A 21,133-nucleotide genomic window follows, 5' to 3' on the forward strand; every position below is an offset into this window, starting at 1 on the left:
CTCAAGCGCCACCGCGTCCGGGCGCAGCTCGGCCTGACGGGCGAAGAGGTCCGGGATGCACGCGTCATGGGGGTAGTCGCGAAACGTGTCGTTCCAGGCGTCCAGGACCTGGTGCCGCTCCGCCTCCGCCAGCAGCGGCAGCAGGGCGACGGGCGTCCGGGGGCTCGCGACGACGGCGCGCGCCAGGCCCACCAGGTGCTCCGCCATGCGCTCGATGGTGGCCGCGTCGAAGAGGGCGGTGGCGTACTCCAGGCTGCAGCTGAAGCCGTCGCGGCCCTCCAGCACCTCGAAGCCCAGGTCGAACTTGGACGTGTCCGTGGGGACGGTCACTCCGCTGAGCGTCAGGTCCGCGGGACGGGCCTGGGCCTCCGGGGTGTTCACCACGTTGATGCTCACCTGGAACAGCGGCGTGCGGCTCAGGTCGCGCGGCAACTGCATCGCGTCCAGCACGCGCTCGAAGGGGGCGTCCTGGTGCGAGTAGGCCTCCAGGGCCTGGGTGCGCACGCGGACCAGGAGCTCCGCGAAGGACGGCAGGCCGGACAGCTTCGCGCGGAAGGGCAGGGTGTTGATGAAGCACCCCATCAGCCACTCGAGCTCCGGGCGCGTGCGGCCCGCGATGGGGGTGCCCACCACGAAGTCGTCCTGGCCGGAGTAGCGCGACAGCATCGTCTGGAAGAGCGCCATCAGCACCATGAACGTCGTGGCGCCGTGTTTGCGGCCCAGCGCCAGCAGCGGTGTGGACACGTCCGGAGGGAGCGTGAACCGGTGCCGCGCGCCCGCGAAGGAGATGACGGCGGGACGTGGCCGGTCCGTGGGCAGCTCCAGGTTGGGCGCACCGGAGAGCCGCTGCTTCCACCAGGCGAGCTGCGCCTCCATCTCGCCGCCCTCCAGCCACGCGCGCTGCCACACGGCATAGTCCGCGTACTGCACCGGCAGCTCCGGCAGGGGCGACGGCTGGCCCGAGCGGAACGCGGCGTAGTTCGCCGTCAGATCGTGCGCGATGACCATGTTGCACCACGCGTCGGACACCGCGTGGTGGAAGACGAGCGCCAGCACGTGCACCTGGGGCTCCATGCGCAGCAGCGTCGCGCGCAGGACGCCCTTCTCCAGGTCGAAGGGGAGCAGCACGTACGCCTTGCAGAAGCGCAGCATCTCCGCTTCGCGGGCCTCGGGTGTGTCGCCCGTCACGTCGCGCAGCGGGAGCGGCAGGCTTCGCGGCGGGTTGATGTTCTGCACCGCGCGGTCGCCCTCCAGTGAGTATGTGGTGCGCAGCACCTCATGCCGCGCCACCAACGCGTCCAGTGCGGCCTGGAGCGCGTCCACGTCCAGCGCTCCGACGAGACGGAAGAGGGACGGGTTGTTGTACGCGCCGCTGCCGGGCTCCAACTGCTGGAGGTACCAGAGGCGCTGCTGCGCGAAGGACAGGGGCAGCGGCGTGTCGCGCCCCACGCGAGGGATGGGCGGCGGACCCGCGTCCATCCGGACCGGGGGCCGTGTGGCCACTTGCGACACCGGGCGCGCGGTCTGTCCCACGGCGGGATGCGCTCCAGGGCGCGGGGCTTCCGCGCTGGCGGCATGCGCTCCAGGCCACGGACTGTTCGCACCGGCAGGCTGCGCGCCAGGCCACGGGGTGTTCGCACCGGTGGGCTGAGCCCCAGGGCGCACGGCTTCCGTGCCGAGAGTCTGCGCGCCAGGCCACGGGGTGTTTGCACCGGTGGGCTGCGCTCCAGGGCCCAACGCTTCCGTACCGACAGGCTGCGCGCCAGGCCACGGGGTGTTCGCACTGATGGGCTGCGCTCCAGGGCGCAGGCCTCCCGCGGCGACAGGTTGCGCCGCAGGCCGCAGTCCATCCACGCCGACGGGCGCTATGGGACTCAGTGCCTCCACGGCGGGATGCGCCACGGGCGGAGGGGGGAGGCGGGACGGCGAGGCCACCGGCTCCACACGGCCATCCGCGCGCAACCGTGCATGGCGGCCCGTGCGGTACAGCCGGGCCGCGGACTCGCGAGGGTGCGGCACCAGGCGCCGGTGCTCTTCATCACCCGCGCGCCACAGCGCCGTGGGGAGTCCCGCGCCCGCGAGGGCCAGCTCGCCCACCACGCCCGCGGGCACGGGCTGACCGGCCGCGTCCAGCACCCAAGCCTGGAGGTTCGCGGGGATGCGCTCGCGCGGGGTGCGCGGCAGCAGGGCTCCCTCCTGGGCATCACCGGACAGCCACACCTCCACGCCCGCCGTACGGTGCAGCGCCGCGCCCAGCTCCACCGACGCGCCCTCCACCACCAGCGCGCCCACGCGGGACAACGATTCGCGTGCTCCGGGCAGCTCGCTCAGCGTGCGCGCCAGACGCGCCGACGTGTGCACCAGCACCGCGCCGGACTGGCGCGCCAGCTCCAGCAGTCCCTCCACGCCCGCCTCGGCCTCCACCAGCACCTGCTCCTGGCGGGCGGCGGCCTCCGCGTCCATGCGCTCGCGCACCACGGCCAACCGGCGCAGGCCGTCCAGCACCACCGGCGTATCCAGGCCGAAGTCGATGAGCGCCGCCACTTCGTCCACGTCCGCCGCGCGCACGTCGCGCAGCCGCCGCATCGCGCTGTCCACCGTGCCCACGAGGCCCGTCGTCTTGGCGTGGTGCTCGAAGGTGTGCTCCAGCAGCGCGTTGATGTCATCCGCGGACAGTTTCTGGATGTCCCCCTGGTAGCCCTGCGTGAGCAGCAGCGACGTGACGATGTCCACCGAGCTGCGGAAGTACGCGAGCAGCGGCTGGCGCACGAGCTTCAGCACCTGCTCTTCGTCGTCGCCCAGGTACGTGTGCAGCATGCAGGTGACGTGGCCCCGGCCCGGGTGCCCGTTGCGGCGCCACGCCTCGCGGTACAGCGCCACCTTCGGCTTCAGCTCCTCCAGCGAATGGGACAGCAGGCCCGTAAGCACGCCCGCACCCAGCTCGCCCGCCATGCGGAAGGTCTCCGGATTGGACGTGGCGGTGAGCCACACCGGCAGCTCTTTCTGCACCGGCTTCGGCCGCAGGGCGCCCTCCACCGTGGTGCCCGCACCGCCGGGCCGCTTGAAGCGCTCGCCCCGCCACAGGGCGCGCAGCGTGGCCAGCTTCTCCAGGAGGATGTCGCGGCGCTTCTCGAAGTTGGCCGGCGCGAAGGTGAAGTCCTGCGTGTGCCAGCCCGTTGCCACCGATAGACCCACGCGGCCCTGGGACACGTTGTCCACCACGGACCACTGCTCCGCGATGATCAACGGATCATGCAGCGGCAGCACCACGCTGCCGGAGCGCACGTGCACGTGCTTCGTGACGGCCGCGATCGCGGCGGAGATGACCGCCGGCTGCGGGTACAGGCCGCCGAAGGAGTGGAAGTGCCGCTCGGGCGTCCAGATGGCGGAGAACCCGTTCGCGTCCGCGTACTTCGCGCCCTCCATCAAGAGCTCGTACTTCGGCCCCTGGAGCGTGTCCTCGTCGTTGGCGAAGTAGATGAGGCTCAGGTCCATGGCCTTCGCGCGAGGCCCACCCCCGTGCAGGTTCACCAGCCCCGCGGTGATGCGCTCCGGCGGGTACACCACGCGCAGCCCGCGCGTGAGCGCCCACAGGGCCTCCAGCTCCGGCCGATCCGCGGACGGCTCGCTCGCGGACAGCCACGCGCCGCCATCCGGGGGCGACAGGCGCGTGTCCAGGGCGGTGAAGAACTCCGCCAGCTCGCGGTGCCCCAGGGCCCATGCGGGCTGACCCGCGCCCGTGGGCAGCAGCCACGCCAGGGCGTGCGCGTCCGCCACGGCGCCGGAGGAAGCCGCCGCTGCCTCCACGTCCTCCACGTACACGACGCGCGAATCCTCCATGCGCACGGAGGCCACCAGCGCGCGCGTGGTGACGAGCACCGGCACGCGGGCGCCCTCCGGCGCGTAGACGGACAGCCGCGCCAGTTCCGAAGGGCCCAGCGCGATGGCCGCGCCACCGGCGGACAGCACGGCCCACAGCGCGGACAGCTTCTCCGGTGATGAGCGCAGGCACACCGCCACGGGCGTCCCAGCCGACACGCCCAGGGCCATCAGTCGCGAGGCCAGGGCCTCCGCGCGACCGCCCAGCTCCGCCCAGGTCCAGTGGCTGTCCCCACGCGACACGGCGATGGCGTCCGCCTGACGCTCGCGACGTTCCGCGAGGAGCGACGGCACGGAGGTGAAGCCCGGCGAGGCCCGGGGCGCGGGCCAGGCGCGGCGCTCGGCCTCCGTGGCCAGGGGCAGGTGGGAGACAGGCGTCTCTGGCCGGGCGAGCCCGGCGCCGAGCAACACCTGGAAGTGCTCCACGAGCCGTGCCACGGTGGCCGCGTCGAACAACTCCGTCGCGTACTCCAGTGCGCCGTGGACGCGGCCGTGGGACTCGGAGAGCACGAGCGTGAGGTCCGCCAGCGTGGCGCCCCACTGCACGGGCGTGCCCGGCACCTCCACCAGCGAGCCACGCAGGCCGGTGAGGTTCAGCGTCGTGGCGCCCGCGGCCGCGCCCGTGTGGTAGACGAACACGGAGTCCGTCATGCGCCCGCGGCCGATGTCCTTGCCCGGGACGAGGGCTTCCACCAGGGACTCGAAGGGGACGTCGGGACGCGTCTGCGCGTCGGCGACCTCCTCGCGCACCTGGGCCAGCAGCTCGCGGAACGTCAGCCCGTCCGTGAAGCGCGTGCGGAACGCCGCCGAGTGCGCCACGTAGCCGATGAGCGGCAGCAACTCCGGCCGCGTGCGGTTGGCGATGGGCGTGCCGACGATGATGTCCGTCTGCCCGGAATAGCGGTGCAGCAGCGTCTGCCACGCGGCGAGCACCGTCATGTAGCCGGTGAAGCCCTCGCGGCGGCCGAAGGCCGTGAGCTCGCGGGCGAGCGCGGGCGGGAAGTCCACCGTCATGCGAGCGGAGGTGAGCGGGCTGTCGGCGGGGCGCGGACGGTCCGTGGGCAGGTCCAGCCTGCGCGGCATGCCGGCCAGTCGCTGCCGCCAGCCCTGGTCCTGCTCCGGCAGGTGGTTGCCCGCGACGCTGTGGCGCTGCCACGCGCCGAAGTCCGCGTACTGGAGGGGCAGCGGGGGCAGGGGCGAGGGACGGCCCTGGAGGAAGGCGTCGTAGAGCTGGCCCAGCTCCTGGACGAACAGGGCGATGGACAGCGTGTCGCTGACGATGTGGTGGATGCAGCCCAGGAGCAGGTGCACCTGGGGGGCCACGCGCACGAGCGTGGTGCGCAGCACGGGGCCATGAATCAGGTCGAACGGCTTCGCGGCGTCCTCGCGGGCGAGCCGCAGGGCCTCGGGTTCGCGGGTCTCCATGGGGCCGCGCAGCTCCACGAGGGTGAGCGGGACGTGCATCCGCGCGTGGAAGCGTTGCACCGGGCGGCCGTCCACGGCGTCGTAGGTAGTGCGCAGCGCTTCGTGGCGCTGGACGATCTCCTGGACGCCGCGCTCCAGCACCTCGGCGTTCACGTCGCCTTCCAGGCGCAGGACGAACGGGATGTTGTACGCGGACTGACCGGGCAGGTGCTGCTCCAGACGCCAGACGCGCTCCTGCACGAAGGACAGCGGCAGCTCGCCGGTGCGCGAGAGCGGCACCAGGGGCAGCTCCACGGAGACGTGTGCGTGCGGCGCCTGCCGCAGCAGGGGCTCCAGGCGCTCCGCGATGCCCGCGACGGTGGGCGCTTCGAAGAGGGCGGCGAGCGGGAGGTTCACGCCGAACGCGTCGCGCACCTGGTTGAGGAGCTGCGCGGCCGTCAGCGAGTTGCCGCCAATCTCCAGGAAGTCGTCGTTGCGGCCGACGAACTCCAGCCCCAGGCGCTCACGCCACAGCGCGGCCACGCGTTCCTCCACCTCACCGCGAGGCGCGTCGTCACGGGCGGTTCGCGAGGTCGCGGAGGCAGCGGTCTCAATCGCGTCGTGCGAGGCCGTGGGGACCGCGGTTTCTGACGTGTGAATCGAGGACGCGAAGGACCCGGTCTCAGGACCGTCAGAGGAAGGAGCGTCCGTGCGCGTGGACATCGGGCCTCTGTCGACGGAGGCAGCGTCGGTCTGCGCCAGGAGCGGTGTCGTGGCGAAGGACGCGGCGGCGCCGGGAGTTGCCGACGGAGGTTCTTCGGAGGACGAGGTCTGAGTCACTGTCGCTACCCGGCCCGCAGCTCGGCTCTGCATGGAGCCGGACGGCCCGTGGGCTCCTCCGAAGGCTCCAGCGGGTACCGGGCGCGGGGCCTCAACGGAACTTGAAGCGGGGAGGGCTGCAGCCTGCGCCACCACTTCCACTGCGGGAACACGGCCGGACGCAGGGGCTTGCGCCTTGGATTCCACCCAGACGGTCTTCTCCTGGAAGACGTAGGTGGGCAGGTGCAGCCGCATGCGCTGCTCGTGCGCGTAGAACGCGTTCCAGTCCACGGCGACGCCCGCGGACCACAGCTCGCCCACGGCCTGGAGCCAGCCCATCTGCTCCGTCGTCGTCCCGCCCATGCGCAGTGACGCGAGCCCTCGCACGCGGGGCGCTCCGGGCTCCACCGGCAGCAGGTTCGCGCGCACCAGCGGCGTCACGTCCTGGCCGGGACCCACCTCCAGCATCACCGCGCAGCCTTCCTCCTGGAGCGTCTCCACCGCGCGGGTGAAGTGCACCGGCCGGCGCATCTGCTCCGTCCAGTAGGCTGGATCCGCGAGCTGCCCGGGCCTCGCCGCCATGCCCGTGAGGCTGGACACGTAGCGCACCGTGGGCTCCGTCCAGCGCAGCGTGCCCACCACGCGCGCCAGCTCCGGCATCAACGGCTCCACGTCCGCGGAATGGAACGCGTGCGGCGCCGGCATGCGCACCGCGCCGGCCTTCTGGGCCCTCAGCTCCGCCTCCAGCCGCTCCACTTCCTCCACCGGCCCGGAGACCACGCAGCGGTCCGGCGCGTTCACCGCCGCCAGCTCCAGCCGGCCGGACAGCAGGGGCTGGACGCGCTCCACGGGCAGCGCCACCGCGAGCATCGCGCCCGGCGGCATCCGGTGCATCAGCTCACCGCGCGCCACCGTGAGGCGCATCGCGTCCTCCAGCGACAGCGCGCCCGCGACGCACGCCGCCGCGTACTCACCGAAGCTGTGTCCCATCACCGCGGACGGCGTGACGCCCAGGTCCTGCCACAGCCGCGCCAGCGCCACCTGCACGCTGAACAACGCGGGCAGCGCCACGCGCGTGTCCGCGAGCAATACCGAGGCCTCCGCGTCGCCTTCGGGCGCGAGCAGGACCGATACCCGTTCCCGCAGCGGCGCATCCAGCAACGCGAGGCACGCATCCAGGTGCGCGCGGAATCGGGGCGAAGCCTCCGCCAGCTCGCGCCCCATCGCGACCCGCTGCGCTCCCTGGCCGGAGAACACGAACGCCACGCGCGGCGAGCGCTTGCCGGTCTTCACCGCCGTCACCGGCTTGCGCAGCTGCCGCGCCAGGTCCTCCGCGTCCTTCGCCACCACCGCGTGGCGGTACTCGAACACCCTGCGCCCCACGGCGTGCGTGAACGCCAGGTCCGCCAGCGCCCGCGCGTCCACGCCCTCCGCCACGTGCGCATCGAGCTGCCGCGCCGCCGCCTCCAGGGCCTCCGGCGAGCGCGCGGACAGCACGACGAGCTGGTGGGAACGCGTGGTGAAACCACTCTGCCGCATGGGGGCTTCCTCGAGGATGGCGTGGGCATTGGTGCCACCAATGCCGAAGGAGCTGACCGCGGCGAAGCGAGGCGTCTCGCTGCGAGGCCACGACCGCAAGGTGGTGTTGACGAAGAACGGCCCCGCGTCGAAGTCGATTTGCGGGTTGGGCTTCTCGAAGTGGAGGCTGGGGGGAATCTCCCCGTGGTGCAGCGCCAGTGCGGCCTTCATCAGGCCCGCCAGCCCCGCGGCCGTGTCCAGGTGCCCCACGTTCGTCTTCAGCGACGCCAGCGCGATGTGCCCCCGGTGCTCCGCCCCCAGGCCATACGCGCGCGTCAGCGCCGCCACTTCAATCGGGTCGCCCAGAGGCGTCGCGGTGCCATGGGCCTCCACGTAGCCCACGGCCTCCGGTGACACGCCCGCGTTGGTCAGCGCCTGGGACACGACCGCCGCCTGGCCCTGCACGCTGGGCGCGGTGAAGCCGGACTTGTTCCGCCCATCGTTGTTGATGGCCGAGCCCCGGATGACGGCGTAGATGGAGTCCCCATCCCGCACCGCATCTTCCAGGCGCTTGAGCACCACCGCGCCCACGCCATTGCCGGAGAGTGTTCCGCCCGCCTTCTCATCGAACGCACGGCAGTGGCCGTCCGGGGAGAAGATGAGCCCCTCCTGCGCCACGTAACCCGTGCGCTGCGGGACCGACAGACGCGTCGCGCCCGCGAGCGCCACGTCGGACTGCCCCACGCGCAGGCTCTGGCAGGCCAGGTGCACGGCCACCAGACCCGTGGAGCACGCGGTGTAGAGCAGCGTGCTCTCACCCGTGAGCCCCAGCTTGAAGGACGTCTTCGTCGCCAGGCTCTCGTGCGTGGCCGTGCCCTGCAGCTCCATGAACGACGCCGCGTCCATCGGCATCGCCTGGCGCACGGCGTCCGTGTACCCGGAGCCCGTGGCTCCCGCGTACAGCGAGATGGCTCCAGGGAAGCGCTCCGGATCGATGCCCGCGTCCTCCAGCGCGGCCCACGCCGTCTGGAGAAACAGCCGCTGCTGCGGATCCGTGAACTGCGCCTCGCGCAGCGACATGTCGAAGAACGTGTGGTCGAACCGGTCCACGCCGTCGAGCACGCCCGCGGCCGGGACGAACGCCGGGTGCTGCCACAGCTCCACGCCCTCGGGCAGGACGGGCAGGTGCTCCAGTTCCTCCGGTGCGAAGCGCGTGATGGACTCCACGCCCCCGCGCAGGTTGCGCCAGAACTCCGCCACCGTCATCGCGCCGGGGAAGCGGCCCGCCATGCCGATGATGGCGATGGAGCCGGACGCGCCCGGCTTCGACGCCTCGCGCGGACGGTGACCGGGGGCCGGGGCCACGGACGGTGCGGCGTTCGAGCCCTGGGACTCGCGCTCCAGCCGCTGGACGAGCCCTTCGAGCGTGGGGTGCTCGAACAACCACACCACGGGCACCTCGCGCTGGAGCTCCTCGCGCAGACGCGCGGCCAGACGCACCACCGTCAGCGACGTGGCTCCCAGCTCCTCGAAGAGGTGGTCCTGCGCGCCCACGCGATCCGTGCCCAGCTCGCGGGCGAAGAGGGGCGCCAGCCGCTGCTCCAGCGGGTGCGACGGCTCCACGAAGCGGACCTGCCGTCCCGTGGACGCGGCATCCGGCGCGGGCAGCGCCTTGCGGTCCACCTTGCCGCTGGGGTTGAGGGGCAGGGTGGCCAGCGTCACGAACACCGACGGGACCATGTACTCCGGCAGCCGCTGCCGCAGCGCCGCGCGCAGCGCCGAGGCCTCCAGCACCTGACCCGCGCGGGGCATCGCGTAGGCGACGAGCCGCTTGTCTCCGGGCACGTCCTCGCGCACCACCACCGCGGCCTCCTGCACCGCGGGCAGGTCGCGCAGGGCCGCCTCCACCTCCGCCAGCTCGATGCGGAAGCCGCGCACCTTCACCTGTTGGTCCGCACGGCCCAGGAACTCCAGCGTGCCGTCCGGACGCCAGCGCACCAGGTCCCCCGTGCGGTACAGCCGGGCACCGGGCATCGCGCCGTGCGCATCCGGGACGAAGCGCTCCGCCGTGAGGTCCGGCCGTGACACATAGCCCCGGGCCACGCCGTCGCCGCCGAGGAACAGCTCGCCCGGCACGCCCACCGGCACCGGGTGCAGCCGCGCGTCCAGCACGTACACCGACGTGTTGGAGAGCGGCGAGCCAATGGGCACGGACAGGGACACCTGCTCCGGCCGCTCCACCGTGAAGGTGGTGGCGACCACGGAGCACTCGGTCGGTCCGTACGCGTTGGTGAAGGGGATGCCCAGCGACTCCACGGCCCGGCGCACGTGCGGCGCGGACACGATGTCGCCGCCCGCGTGCAGCTCCCGCAGCCGCCCGAGGATGTCCGGCCGGTGCTCCATCAACTGCGAGAAGAGGCCCGCGGGCAGATGCACGAAGGTGACGCCGTGGCGCTCCACCACGTGGGCCAGTGCGTCCATGTCGCTAGCGGGGACGTGGCCCGGGAAGACGACCAGCCGGCCGCCGTGCAACAGCGGCGTCCACAGCTCCAGCACGGAGCCATCGAAGGACACCGGCGCGAAGAGCAGCCCCGTGTCGCGCGCCCCGTAGCGCGTGTACGGCGCCGAGTGCATCAGGCGCAGAAGCCCGCGCTGCTCGATGCCCACGCCCTTGGGCCGTCCGCCGCTGCCGGACGTGAAGATGACGTAGGCCAGGTTGCGCGGCCCTACGCCGGTCTCGGGTGCGGTGACGGGCTGGTCCTCCAGCGCCAGCTCCTCCAGGAACAGGCACGGCAGGGACGCGTCGGGGAGTTGCAGCCGCCCATGCAGCTCGCGCGTGGTGACGAGCAGGTGCGGCCGTGCGTCCTCCAGCATGAAGCGCAGCCGCTGCGCGGGATAGGACGCGTCCAGCGGGACATAGGCGCCCCCGGCCTTGAGGATGCCGAGCACCGTGACCACGAAGCCCACGGAGCGCTCCAGGCACAGCGCCACCGGCACGTCCGCGCCAACGCCCCGCGAGCGCAGGACGTGCGCGAGCTGGTTCGCCCGGGCATCCAGCTGCGCGTACGTGAGCTGGGCTTCGCCGTCCTCCACCGCGATGGCGTCCGGCCGCCGCGCGGCATGCAGCTCGAAGCGCGCCGCGACGGTGCTGTCGGAGGGATAGGGCAGGGCGGTGTCGTTCCACGCGACGAGCACCTGCTGGCGCTCCTCCGGCGTGAGCCACGGCAGTTGGGAGACCGGCACGTCCGGCCCGGAGACGGAGGCCTCCAGCAACACGCGCAGGTGGCCCGCGAGCCGGGCCACGGTGTCACGTTCGAAGAGGTCGGTGCTGTATTCGATGGAGCCGCGCAGCCCGTCCTGCGTCTGCGTGAGCAGCAGGCCCAGGTCGAAGTGCGCCGTGCCCGCGTCCACCTCCAGCAACTCCATCCTCAGTCCGGGCGCTTCGAGCACCGCGGCCGGAGCGTTCTGAAGCGCGACCACGGCCTGCACCAGCGGCGTGCGCCCCAGATCGCGAGACACCTGGAGCTCCTCCACCAGCTTCTCGAACGGCAGGTCCTGGTGCTCATAGGCCGCGACCGTCGTGTCCCGCGCCTGTCCCAGCAGCGCGCGGAAGGAATCCTCCGGACGGACCCGCGCTCGCAGGACCAGCGTGTTGACGAAGAAGCCGACCAGCCCCTCCACGTCGCCGTGGGTGCGGCCCGCGATGGGGGCGCCGACGAGCAGATCCTCCTGCCGGCTGTAGCGCGACAGCAACACCTGCCACACGGCCAGCAGCGCCATGAAGGGCGTGGCGCCCTCCCGCCGCGCGAGCTCCGCCAGCCGGTCCGTCAGCTCGCGAGGCACGTGCACGGGCAGGAGCGCGCCGCGCGGACTTCGCGTCGTGGGGCGCGGCTTGTCCGTGGGCAGCTCCAGCACCCGGGGCGCGCCGGCCAGTTGCTCCTTCCACCATGCGACCTCGTCCGCGAGCACGTCGCCCTGGAGCCAGCCGCGCTGCCATGCCGCGAAGTCCGCGTACTGCACGGGCAGGGCCGGCAGCACCGGAGACACCCCGGAGGCGAAGGCCGCGTAGGCCGTGGCCACCTCGCGCACCATCACCTCCAGCGACCAGCCGTCGGAGACGACATGGTGCATGCCCAGCAGCAGCACGTGATGGGACGGGGGCAGCCGCAAGAGCAGGGTGCGCAGCAGCGGTCCCGTGCCCAGGTCGAAGGGCCGGGCCGCTTCTTCCCGCACGAGCCGCCGCACTTCCGCCTCGCGCTCCTCCGCCGGCACGCTGGACAGGTCCGTCAGAGGCAGGGCCCAGGAGGGCGTGGCCTGGATGACCTGGGAGGGGTCGCGGCCCTTGAGCGTGAAGGTGGTGCGGAGCGCCTCATGACGATCGACGAGCAACTCCAGCGCGCGGCGCAGGGCCTCCGCGTCCAGCGCGCCCTCCAGCCGCACGGCGCCCAGCAGGATGTAGGGCGTGGCGCCGGGTTGCAGTTGCTCCATCACCCAGAGCCGCTGCTGCGCGAAGGACAGGGGAAGCTCGCCGTCGCGAGGCACCTTGCGGATCGCCGGCACGCGCGGAAGGCCGGTGCGCGCGAGGAGCCGCGCCTCCACCTGGTCGGTGACGTCCGCGACGGTGGCGCCGTCGAAGAGGCCGCGCAGGGGCAGCTCCACCTGGAACGTGGATCGCACGCGGGACACGAGCCGCGTGGCCAGCAGCGAGTGGCCACCCAGGGCGAAGAAGTCATCGTGCACGCCCACGTCCGGCACGCGCAGGACGTCACGGAACAGGTCCGCGATCCGCTGCTGGAAGGGCGACATCCGCCGAGGCTTCGAAGGCGCCACGGCGACCGAGCGCGCATCCGGAGCGGGCAGGGCCTTGCGGTCCACCTTGCCCACGGGCGTGAGGGGCAGGGCCTGGAGCGGCACGAACGCGGAGGGCACCAGCGGCGCGGGCAGCCGCTCGGAGACGAAGGCGCGCAGCTCCGCCGCCTCCATCGGTGAGCGGGGCACGTACCACGCCACCAGGCGCGAATCGCCCTCACCGTCGTCGAGCACCGACGCCACCGCGGCCTTCACCGCCGGGTGCTGGCGGACGATGGCCTCCACCTCTCCCAGCTCGATGCGGAAGCCGCGCAGCTTCACCTGGTTGTCCAGGCGGCCCAGGAAGTCCAGCGCCCCGTCCTCCCTCCAGCGCACGCGGTCGCCCGTGCGATAGAGCCGTGCGCCGGGCACGTCACCGAAGGGTGAGGGCACGAAGCGCTCCGCTGTGAGGTCCGGCCGGCCCACGTAGCCCCGGCCGACGCCGTCACCGCCGATGTACAGCTCCCCCGGGACGCCTACGGGCACGGGCTCGCCGCGCGCATCCAGCACGTACGCCCGGACCCGTGTCATCGGCCGACCGATGGGGACCGATGTTGCATCCTCCGGCAGGGCTACGATGTCGTGCGTGGTGACGCCCACGGTCGTCTCCGTGGGGCCGTACAGGTTCACCAGCCGGCCCGGAGGCCCCGCGCGCAGCACCGCCCGAGCCGCGTCCGCGTTCGCGGCCTCCCCGGCGTACAGGACCGTGCGCATCGTGGCGAAGGCATCAGGGACCTCGCGCGCCACGGTGTGGAACAGGGCCGTGGCGAACAGGGCCGTGGTGGCGCCCGTCTCCCGCAACACGCGAGCCAGTCGCACCGGCTCCAGCGTCACCTCGCGAGGCAGGATGACGAGCCGGGCGCCGTTGAGCAGTGCGCCCCAGACCTCGAAGGTGGCCAGGTCGAACGAAGGCGTGCCCGCCTGCACCATGCGGTCGTCGGGCCCGAGCTGGATGTAGCCCGTGTCCCGTACCACGTGGACGATGGAGGCGGCCGTGACGCCGACGCCCTTGGGAGTGCCCGTGGAGCCCGACGTGAAGAGCACGTAGACGCACGCGTCGGGCAGCAGCCGCACGCCCGGAGCGGACACGTCATGGCGCGCGATCGTGTCCCGGTCCGTCTCCAGGCTCACCGTGGGCCATGAGCGATCCTGGACGGACGGGGGCAGCGAGCGCTCCGTCACCACCAGCGACAGCCCGGCGTCCTGGAACATGAACGTCAGCCGCGAGGCCGGGTACGCCGGATCCAGCGGCACGTAGCACCCGCCCGCCTTGACGACGCCGAGCATGCCCACGATGAGGTCCAGGCCTCGCTCCAGACACAGGCCCACGCGGCCCTCGGGCGGGAGGCCCTGGGACAGCAGGTGCCGCGCCAGCTGGTTCGCCCGTGCATCCAACTGCGCGTACGTCAGCGTGCGGCCTTCGTGCTCCACGGCCACGGCCTCCGGAGCCCGCTGGACCTGCGCGTCGAAGCACTCCAGGAGGGACGGCGTGCTCAGCGGCCGGAGGTCCGGTGCGCTGAAGGCTTCGAGCACCCGCGCACGCTCCGCCGCGTCCATCAGGGGCAGCCGCCACACGGGCGTCGCCGTGTCGTGGGCCACGGCCTCCAAAAGGACCCGGAAGTGGGTCGCGAAGCGCGGGGCGGCATCCTCGGAGAAGAGGTCGCGGCTGTACTCGAGCGTGCCCTCCAGCCCGCCGTCCCGCGCGGTGAGCGACAGGATGAGGTCGAAGCGCGCGGTCTCGGTCGAGGTGTGCAGCCGCTCCACGTGGACGCCGGGCAGGGACGGCGTGGCCAGCGGCGCGTTCTGCAGCACGAACATCACCTGGAACAGCGGGGTGCGGTCTCCACCCCGCGCGTGCGCCACCGCCTCCATCAGCTTCTCGAACGGCACGTCCTGGTGCGCGTACGCGGCCAGGGAGGACTCGCGCACACGGTCCAGGAGCTCGGAGAAGCGAGGCGCTCCGTCCAGGCGGGCGCGCAGCACCAGCGTGTTGAGGAACACGCCGATGAGCGGCTCCAGCTCCGGCCGGTTGCGGTGTGCCACCGGCATGCCCACGGCGAAGTCGTCCTGCCCGGAGTAGCGCGACAGCACGGCCTGGTATCCGGCCATCAGCACCATGAACAACGTGGCGTCCCGGTCGCGGCCCACCTGTTCCAGCGAACGCACCAGGGACTCAGGCAGCGTGAAGACATGGCTGCCCCCACGCGTCGACCGGGTCCCCGGCTGTCCCTGCTCGGCGGGCAGGGTGAGCACGGGCACGTCCTTCAGGGACTCCTTGAGGGTGTCCAGCCGGGCCCGGGCCGTCTCGGAGTCCTCCTGCTGGCGCTGCCATGCGGCGAAGTCCGCGGCCTGCACCTCCAGCGCCGGAAGCGGCGACGGACGTCCCGCCGCGAGCGCCGGGTAGAGGCTGGCCACCTCGTGCACGAGGACACCCATGGACCAGCCATCCGTGACGATGTGGTGCATGCACAGCAGCAGCACGTGTTCGTCCGGGGACAGCCTGAGCAGCCGCGTGCGCAGCAACGGACCGGTGCCCAGATTGAACGGCCGGGTCGCGTCCTCCCGCATGTGCTGCCGCAGGAGGGCGTCGCGCTCGGCGCCTTCGGGCAGGGACTCCACCGGCAGCGGCCAGTCCGAGGGCGGCGCGTGGATGCGCTGGAGCGGTTGGCCCTCGTGATCCTCGAAGGTGGTGCGCAGCGGTTCGTGCCGGCGGACGATCTCCGCGAGCGTGCGGCGCAGCACGTCCACGTCCAGGGGACCAGAGAGCCGCAGGGCCAGGGGGATGTTGTAGAGGGTCTGGCCGGGCTCCAACTGGTCCAGGAACCACATGCGCTGCTGCGCGAACGACAGCGGCAGCGCCCCGTCCCGGGACACGGTGGGGATGGGGTCGGCGGGGTATCGGGAGGGGAGCGCTTCGATGCGCTCCGCGAGCCTGGCCACGGTGGGAGCGTCGAACAGCGCGCGCACGGGCAGGTCCACGCCGAACCGGGCGCTCACCCGGGTGACGAGCTGGGTGGCCCGCAGTGAATGCCCGCCTAGCGCGAAGAAGTCATCGTGCGCGCCCACGCGCTCCACGTGGAGCACGTCCTGGAACAGCGCGGCCAGCTTCTCCTGGAGCGGCGTCAGAGGGCCGGTGTCCTCGGTGGCGGCGGGCGTCGCGGGGGTGGGCAGGGCGCCTCGGTCCACCTTGCCGTTGGGCGTGAGGGGCAGGGCGTCCAGGCCGACGTAGGCCGAGGGCACCATGTACTCCGGGAGGCGGGAGCGCAGGTGCTCACGCAGGGCGCCGGCATCCGCCGAGGCTGGGACGACATAGGCCACGAGCCGCTGGTCGCGCACGTCGACCACGGCCTCGCGGACCTCGGGGTGCATGCGGAGCGCGGCTTCGATTTCGCCTGGTTCGATGCGGAAGCCGCGCAGCTTGACCTGGTGGTCGATGCGGCCCAGGAACTCCAACGTCCCGTCCGCGCTCCAGCGCACCCGGTCGCCCGTGCGGTACATCCGCGTGCCAGGCGCGTCGCGGAATGCGTCCGGCACGAAGCGCTCGGCCGTCAGGTCTGGCCGGCCCAGGTAGCCGCGCACCACGCCTTCGCCGCCGATGAACAGCTCACCGGAGACACCGACCGGCACCGGCCTCAGCCGATCATCCAGGACGTGCAGCCCGGTGTTCGCCAGTGGCCGTCCCAGCGGCACCGTGCCGGCCGTGTCCGTCTCCACACGATGCATGGACGACCACACCGTCGTCTCGGTGGGACCGTACATGTTGAGCAGCGCGGGGACGTGCGCCCGCAGCTTCGAGGCGAGGCCTCCCGGAAGCGCTTCGCCGCCCACGAGCATCTGCCGCAGCCCGCCCAGCGCATGCAGTGCCCGGGGCTCCTCCACGAGGGCGCTCGCATACGACGGCGTGCACTGGAAGTGGGTGACGGCGTGGCGCTCCAGCAGGTCCGCGAACGCGGCGGGCTCCAGGCCCGTGGGCGCGAGCACCACCTGGAAGCCGCGCGTCCAGGTCCAGAGCAGCTCCAGCACGGAGATGTCGAACGAGATGCTCGTCATCGCCAGCCACGTTCCCGGGCACGGCGTGACGTGCGCATCCATCGCGCGGAAGAAGTTCATCACCGTCCGGTGCGGCACGCCCACGCCCTTGGGCCGCCCGGTCGAACCCGACGTGTAGAGGACGTAGGCCAGCGTCCGTGCGTCGCTCGCGGACCGCACGAAGTCCGCGCCCAGTGAAGGGTCCACGTCGTCGAGGAGGAGCCGGCGCTCGGCCGGCACCGCGATCACGCCCTCCAGGCGGCGAGGCCCCACGAGGACCTTCGCCCCCGAGTCCTCCCACATCGCCGCGAGCCGCTGCGCCGGGTACGCCGGATCCAACGGTAGGTACGCCGCACCTGCTTCGAGGATGCCAAGCATCCCCACCGCCAGATCCACCGACCGGTCCACGCACAGGCCCACCACCGACTCCGGCCCCACGCCACGCTGCCTCAGCGTGTGCGCCACGGCCCGGACCCGAGCACGCAGCTCCCGGTACGTCAGGCGGTGCTCCCCAGCGACGAGCGCCACGGCATCTGGAGTGCGGGCCACCTGCGCCGCGAAGCGCGAGGAAAGGGTTGCGTCCGACGGGAACTCGTTGCCGGGTCCTCGCGACAGCGCGAGCAGGTGCTCCGACTCGTCGGCATCCAGCCACGGGAGCGCGTCCACCTGGCGCGAAGGATCCGCGACGGCGGCCTCCAGCAGCACGCGCAGGTGGCCAGCGATGCGGATCACAGTGTCCGCGTTGAAGAGGCCGGTGGCGTACTCCAGCCAGCCCTCGAAGCCCCGCGCGGATTCGGAGAGCGAGAGCGTCAGGTCGAACATCGCCGTGCCCGAATGAAGGTTCATCAAGCGCGACTGGAGGCCTGGCAGCACGGGGGCGCCCACCTGCGCGCCCTGGAGGATGAACATCACCTGGAAGAGGGGCGTGTGCCCGCGCTCGCGCGTGGGCTGGAGCGCTTCGACCAGCTTCTCGAAGGGCACGTCCTGGTGCGCGTATGCGCCCATCGCCGTCCCGCGCACCCGGCCCAGCAGCTCACGGAAGGTGGGCGCGCCGGATAGCTTCGTGCGCATCACCAGCGTGTTGACGAAGAAGCCCACCAGGCCCTTCAACTCCGCGCGGTCGCGGCCCGCGATGGCGGTGCCCACGCTGACGTCGTCCTGTCCGGAGTGGCGCGCGAGCACCGCCTGGAAGGCCGCGAGCAGGACCATGAAGGGGGTGGCGCCCTCTTGAACCGCCAGCGCGCGCACCGCATCAGCGAGCCGCGAGTCGAGCACCACCGGCACGCGGGCGCCCTGCGTCCCGCGCTCGGCGGGACGCGGCCGGTCCGTGGCCAGCTCCAGCAACCGGGGTGCGCCCGAGAGCTGCTGGCGCCAGTAGTCCAGGTGCGAAGCCAGCGCGGCTCCGTCCAGCCATTCGCGCTGCCACTCCGCGTAGTCAGCGTAGGTCACCGGCAGCGCGCGCAGCGGCGACGGGCGGTGTTCGCGCAGCGCCGCGTAGAGGGCGGAGAGCTCGCGCACCAGCACGGCCATGGACGTGCCGTCGGAAACGGCGTGGTGCATGACGAGCACGAGCACGTGCGTGCGCTCGTCCAGCGTCAGCAGCGTGGCGCGTACGAGCGGCCCTTGCGTCAGGACGAACGGGCGGCGGGCCTCCTCATGGGCCCACCGGGAGGCTTCGGCCTCACGTGTGTCGGAGGGAAGGGACTCCAGTGACACGCGAGCCAGCGGCAGGGATGCGGACTTCGAGATGACCTGAAGCGGCCTGCCGTCTTGTTCCCGGAAGGAAGTCCTCAGCGCGTCATGGCGCGCGGCGAGCACCATGAGACTGTCCTGGAGCACGGCGACGTCCAGTTCGCCTTCCAGCCACACGGCGGCGGGAAGGTTGTAGGTCACGTCGCCCGGTGCGTAACGGTCCAGGAACCACAGCCGCGCCTGCGCGAAGGACGCCGCCCGGTCACCATGCACATCCCTGCGATGCAGCGTGCTCGATGCAGGGGCGGACGCCTGCGTCCGGGCCGAGAGCAGCTGCCGCGCCAGGGACGTGATGCTCGGCCCCTGGAGCAACCACTCCATGGGCACCGTCAGGCGCGTCGCGCCGACACCCATTTCATGCGCCAGTTCCACCGCGCCCAGCGAGTCCAATCCGTAGCGCGTCACTGGAGCATCGACGTCGATGTCCTCACGGCGCATGCGCATGTGACGGGCCACGACATCGCGCAGCCACGCGACCAACTCTGCCTCATCCGGATTCGCGGGCAGCCCCTTGGAGCCGGACACCGCTTCGCGCGCTTCCGAACCAGCGCCAGGAGAAGTAGAGCTGACGGCTCGGCCCTCATGACCCGCCGACGGACCAGACGAGGCCAAAGGCCTGGTGGCCCCAGTCGCGCCAGAGCCCAGGACGGCTGAAGCAGCGGCTCCAGAACCGGAAGCGGCGGCTCCCGAATCAGCGGCTTCAGTCGAAGCCACCAGCACAGACGCGCTGATGCTCGCTGCTGTGTCGGACCTGGGCCTGCCGTCGCCCGGAATGGATGCAGCGCGGGCCTCAGTCGAAGCCCCCAGTCCAGATGCACCGAAGCCTGGCGCCGCGGATGAAGCGGGGAGGGGAGCCCGAGCCGTGCCGCCTGGCGGCACCGCCCGCCACGCCGTCACCTCCTGCAACGTCCCCGCGAGGAAGGCCGCGCGGCACGCATGCCGCTGCACCTTGCCGCTGGACGTCTTCGGCAGACTGCCCGGCTCAATCAGCACCACCGCGTGCGCCTGTACCTCGTGCGACTCCGCCAGCCGCTGACGGAGGGTGCCCACCGCCGCGTCCGCCGCCGCCAACTGCTCACGCAGTCCGCCCAGCCGCCGCACGTCGATTTCCTGCACGACAACCGCGCGCTCCTCGCCCCCCACCTCCACCGCGAAGACGGCGCCGCCCCCGGGCCTCAGCGCCGGGTGCGCTCCCTCCACCGTCGCCTCCAGGTCCTGCGGGTAGTGGTTTCTCCCTCGCAGGATGATGAGGTCCTTGCGCCGTCCCGTGACGTACAGCTCGCCCTCCGGGCGCAGGAAGCCCAGGTCCCCGGTGCGCAGGTACGGCCCGCCGTCCTCATGGGCGATGCGCGCATGGAATGTCTCGCGCGTCGCTTCCTCTCGGCCCCAATACCCCTGGGCCACGCTCGGCCCCGACACCCAGATTTCGCCCACCTCCCCAGGCCCACGCCGCTCCAGCGTCTCCGGATCCACGATGGCGATTCGCTGCGCCTCCAGCGTCCGGCCGCACCCCACCAGCGTGCGCGCCCCAGGCTCCGCCGCGACCACTTCCTCCGCGCGGTGCCGCTCCATCGCCTCGCCCGAAATCGTCACCGACACCGGCGGCGTCGACTTCTCGCCTCCGGAGACGATGAGCGTGCCTTCCGCCAGGCCGTAGCACGGATAGAAGGCCTCACGCCGGAAGCCACTGGGGCCGAACGCCTCCACGAAACGCTCCAGCGTCTCCGGGCGAATCGGCTCCGCGCCGCAGAAGGCCACCTCCCACCGGCTCAAGTCCAACGCTTGGCGCTGCTCCGGCGTGCTCTTGCGCACGCACAAGTCGAACGCGAAGTTGGGCCCGCCGCTGATGGTGCCCCCGAAGCGAGACACCGCCTCCAGCCACGCCATGGGCCGCTTGAGGAAGGACATGGGCGACATCAACGCCACCGGGAAGCCCCCGTACAGCGGCTCCAGGATGCCGCCGATGAGCCCCATGTCGTGGTACGGCGGCAGCCAGATGACGCCCACGCTGTCCGCACGCGCGCCGAACGCACCGTGGATGAGCGACAGGTTGTGCAGCAGGTTGCCGTGCGTGAGCATCACGCCCTTCGGCGTGCCCGTACTCCCGGACGTGTACTGAAGGAACGCGAGCGACTCCGCGCCCAGTCCCTCCGGAGCCACCCAGTCCCTCTCGCCGCCCTCCGGCAACGCGTCCGTCGCCATCCAGTGCAGCTCTCGGAAGTCCGGCGCCTGCTCGAAGACGAAGTCCGACAGTCCGAGGATGCCCGACGTGGTGAGCACCACCGACGCGCGCGCGTCCTGGATGATGGCGCGCAGGCGGGGCAGGGTGCGCTCCAGCCGCATCGGGTCCGGCGGATACGCGGGCACCGCCACCGCTCCCGCGTACAGGCAGCCGAAGAAGCCCGCGATGTAGTCCAGTCCCGGCGGGTACAGCAGCAGCACGCGCTCGCCTCGCGCGCTTCGCTCACGCAATGCGGTCGCGATTCGCCGCGCCCGGACGTCCAGATCGAACGCGCTCCAGACGGTCTCTTCACCGTCGGACTCACCCAGGAATGTGTAGAGCGGCGCGTGGGCGGATGGCCCTTGGGCGAGCTTCAGCAGGACGCCAGGAAGGGTTCGCGAGAAGTCGTGCACGGGGAGCCATCCATGTGTCGAAAAACCGCCGACACTTAATAGCAGCCCGAGTGCTCAATTCCTCGGCACTCCTGGTCACGAATCCCGGCGGGTTCGCGACGCCAGCCCACTCGGGGAGCGGGGACTCGGCACGCACTCACACGCGGCCGAGAAGCCCCTTCAACCACCCCATGAAACCTTTCTACCTTGATCCAACTGATACATCCCGTATGACCCCGCCCCCTCGATGGAGGGAGCGGGGGTTGGCGCG

The 21,133-nt window shown here is 72.1% G+C and carries 1 protein-coding gene (running past one end of the window); it reads right to left on the reverse strand.

What is annotated here, in order from left to right; genetic code table 11:
* Positions 1-20,883, reverse strand: partial view of a non-ribosomal peptide synthase/polyketide synthase gene (locus tag JYJ93_RS40225; RefSeq protein ID WP_347402701.1) — the 5' portion only. The gene continues 16,551 nt to the left of window position 1, outside the view; only the first 20,883 of its 37,434 coding nucleotides appear in the window; its start codon is at positions 20,881-20,883; its stop codon lies beyond the left edge, outside the window.
* Positions 20,884-21,133: the final 250 nt, after the last annotated feature.

Origin of the sequence: Corallococcus sp. NCSPR001, assembly GCF_017309135.1 — a bacterium.
Lineage (GTDB): Bacteria > Myxococcota > Myxococcia > Myxococcales > Myxococcaceae > Corallococcus.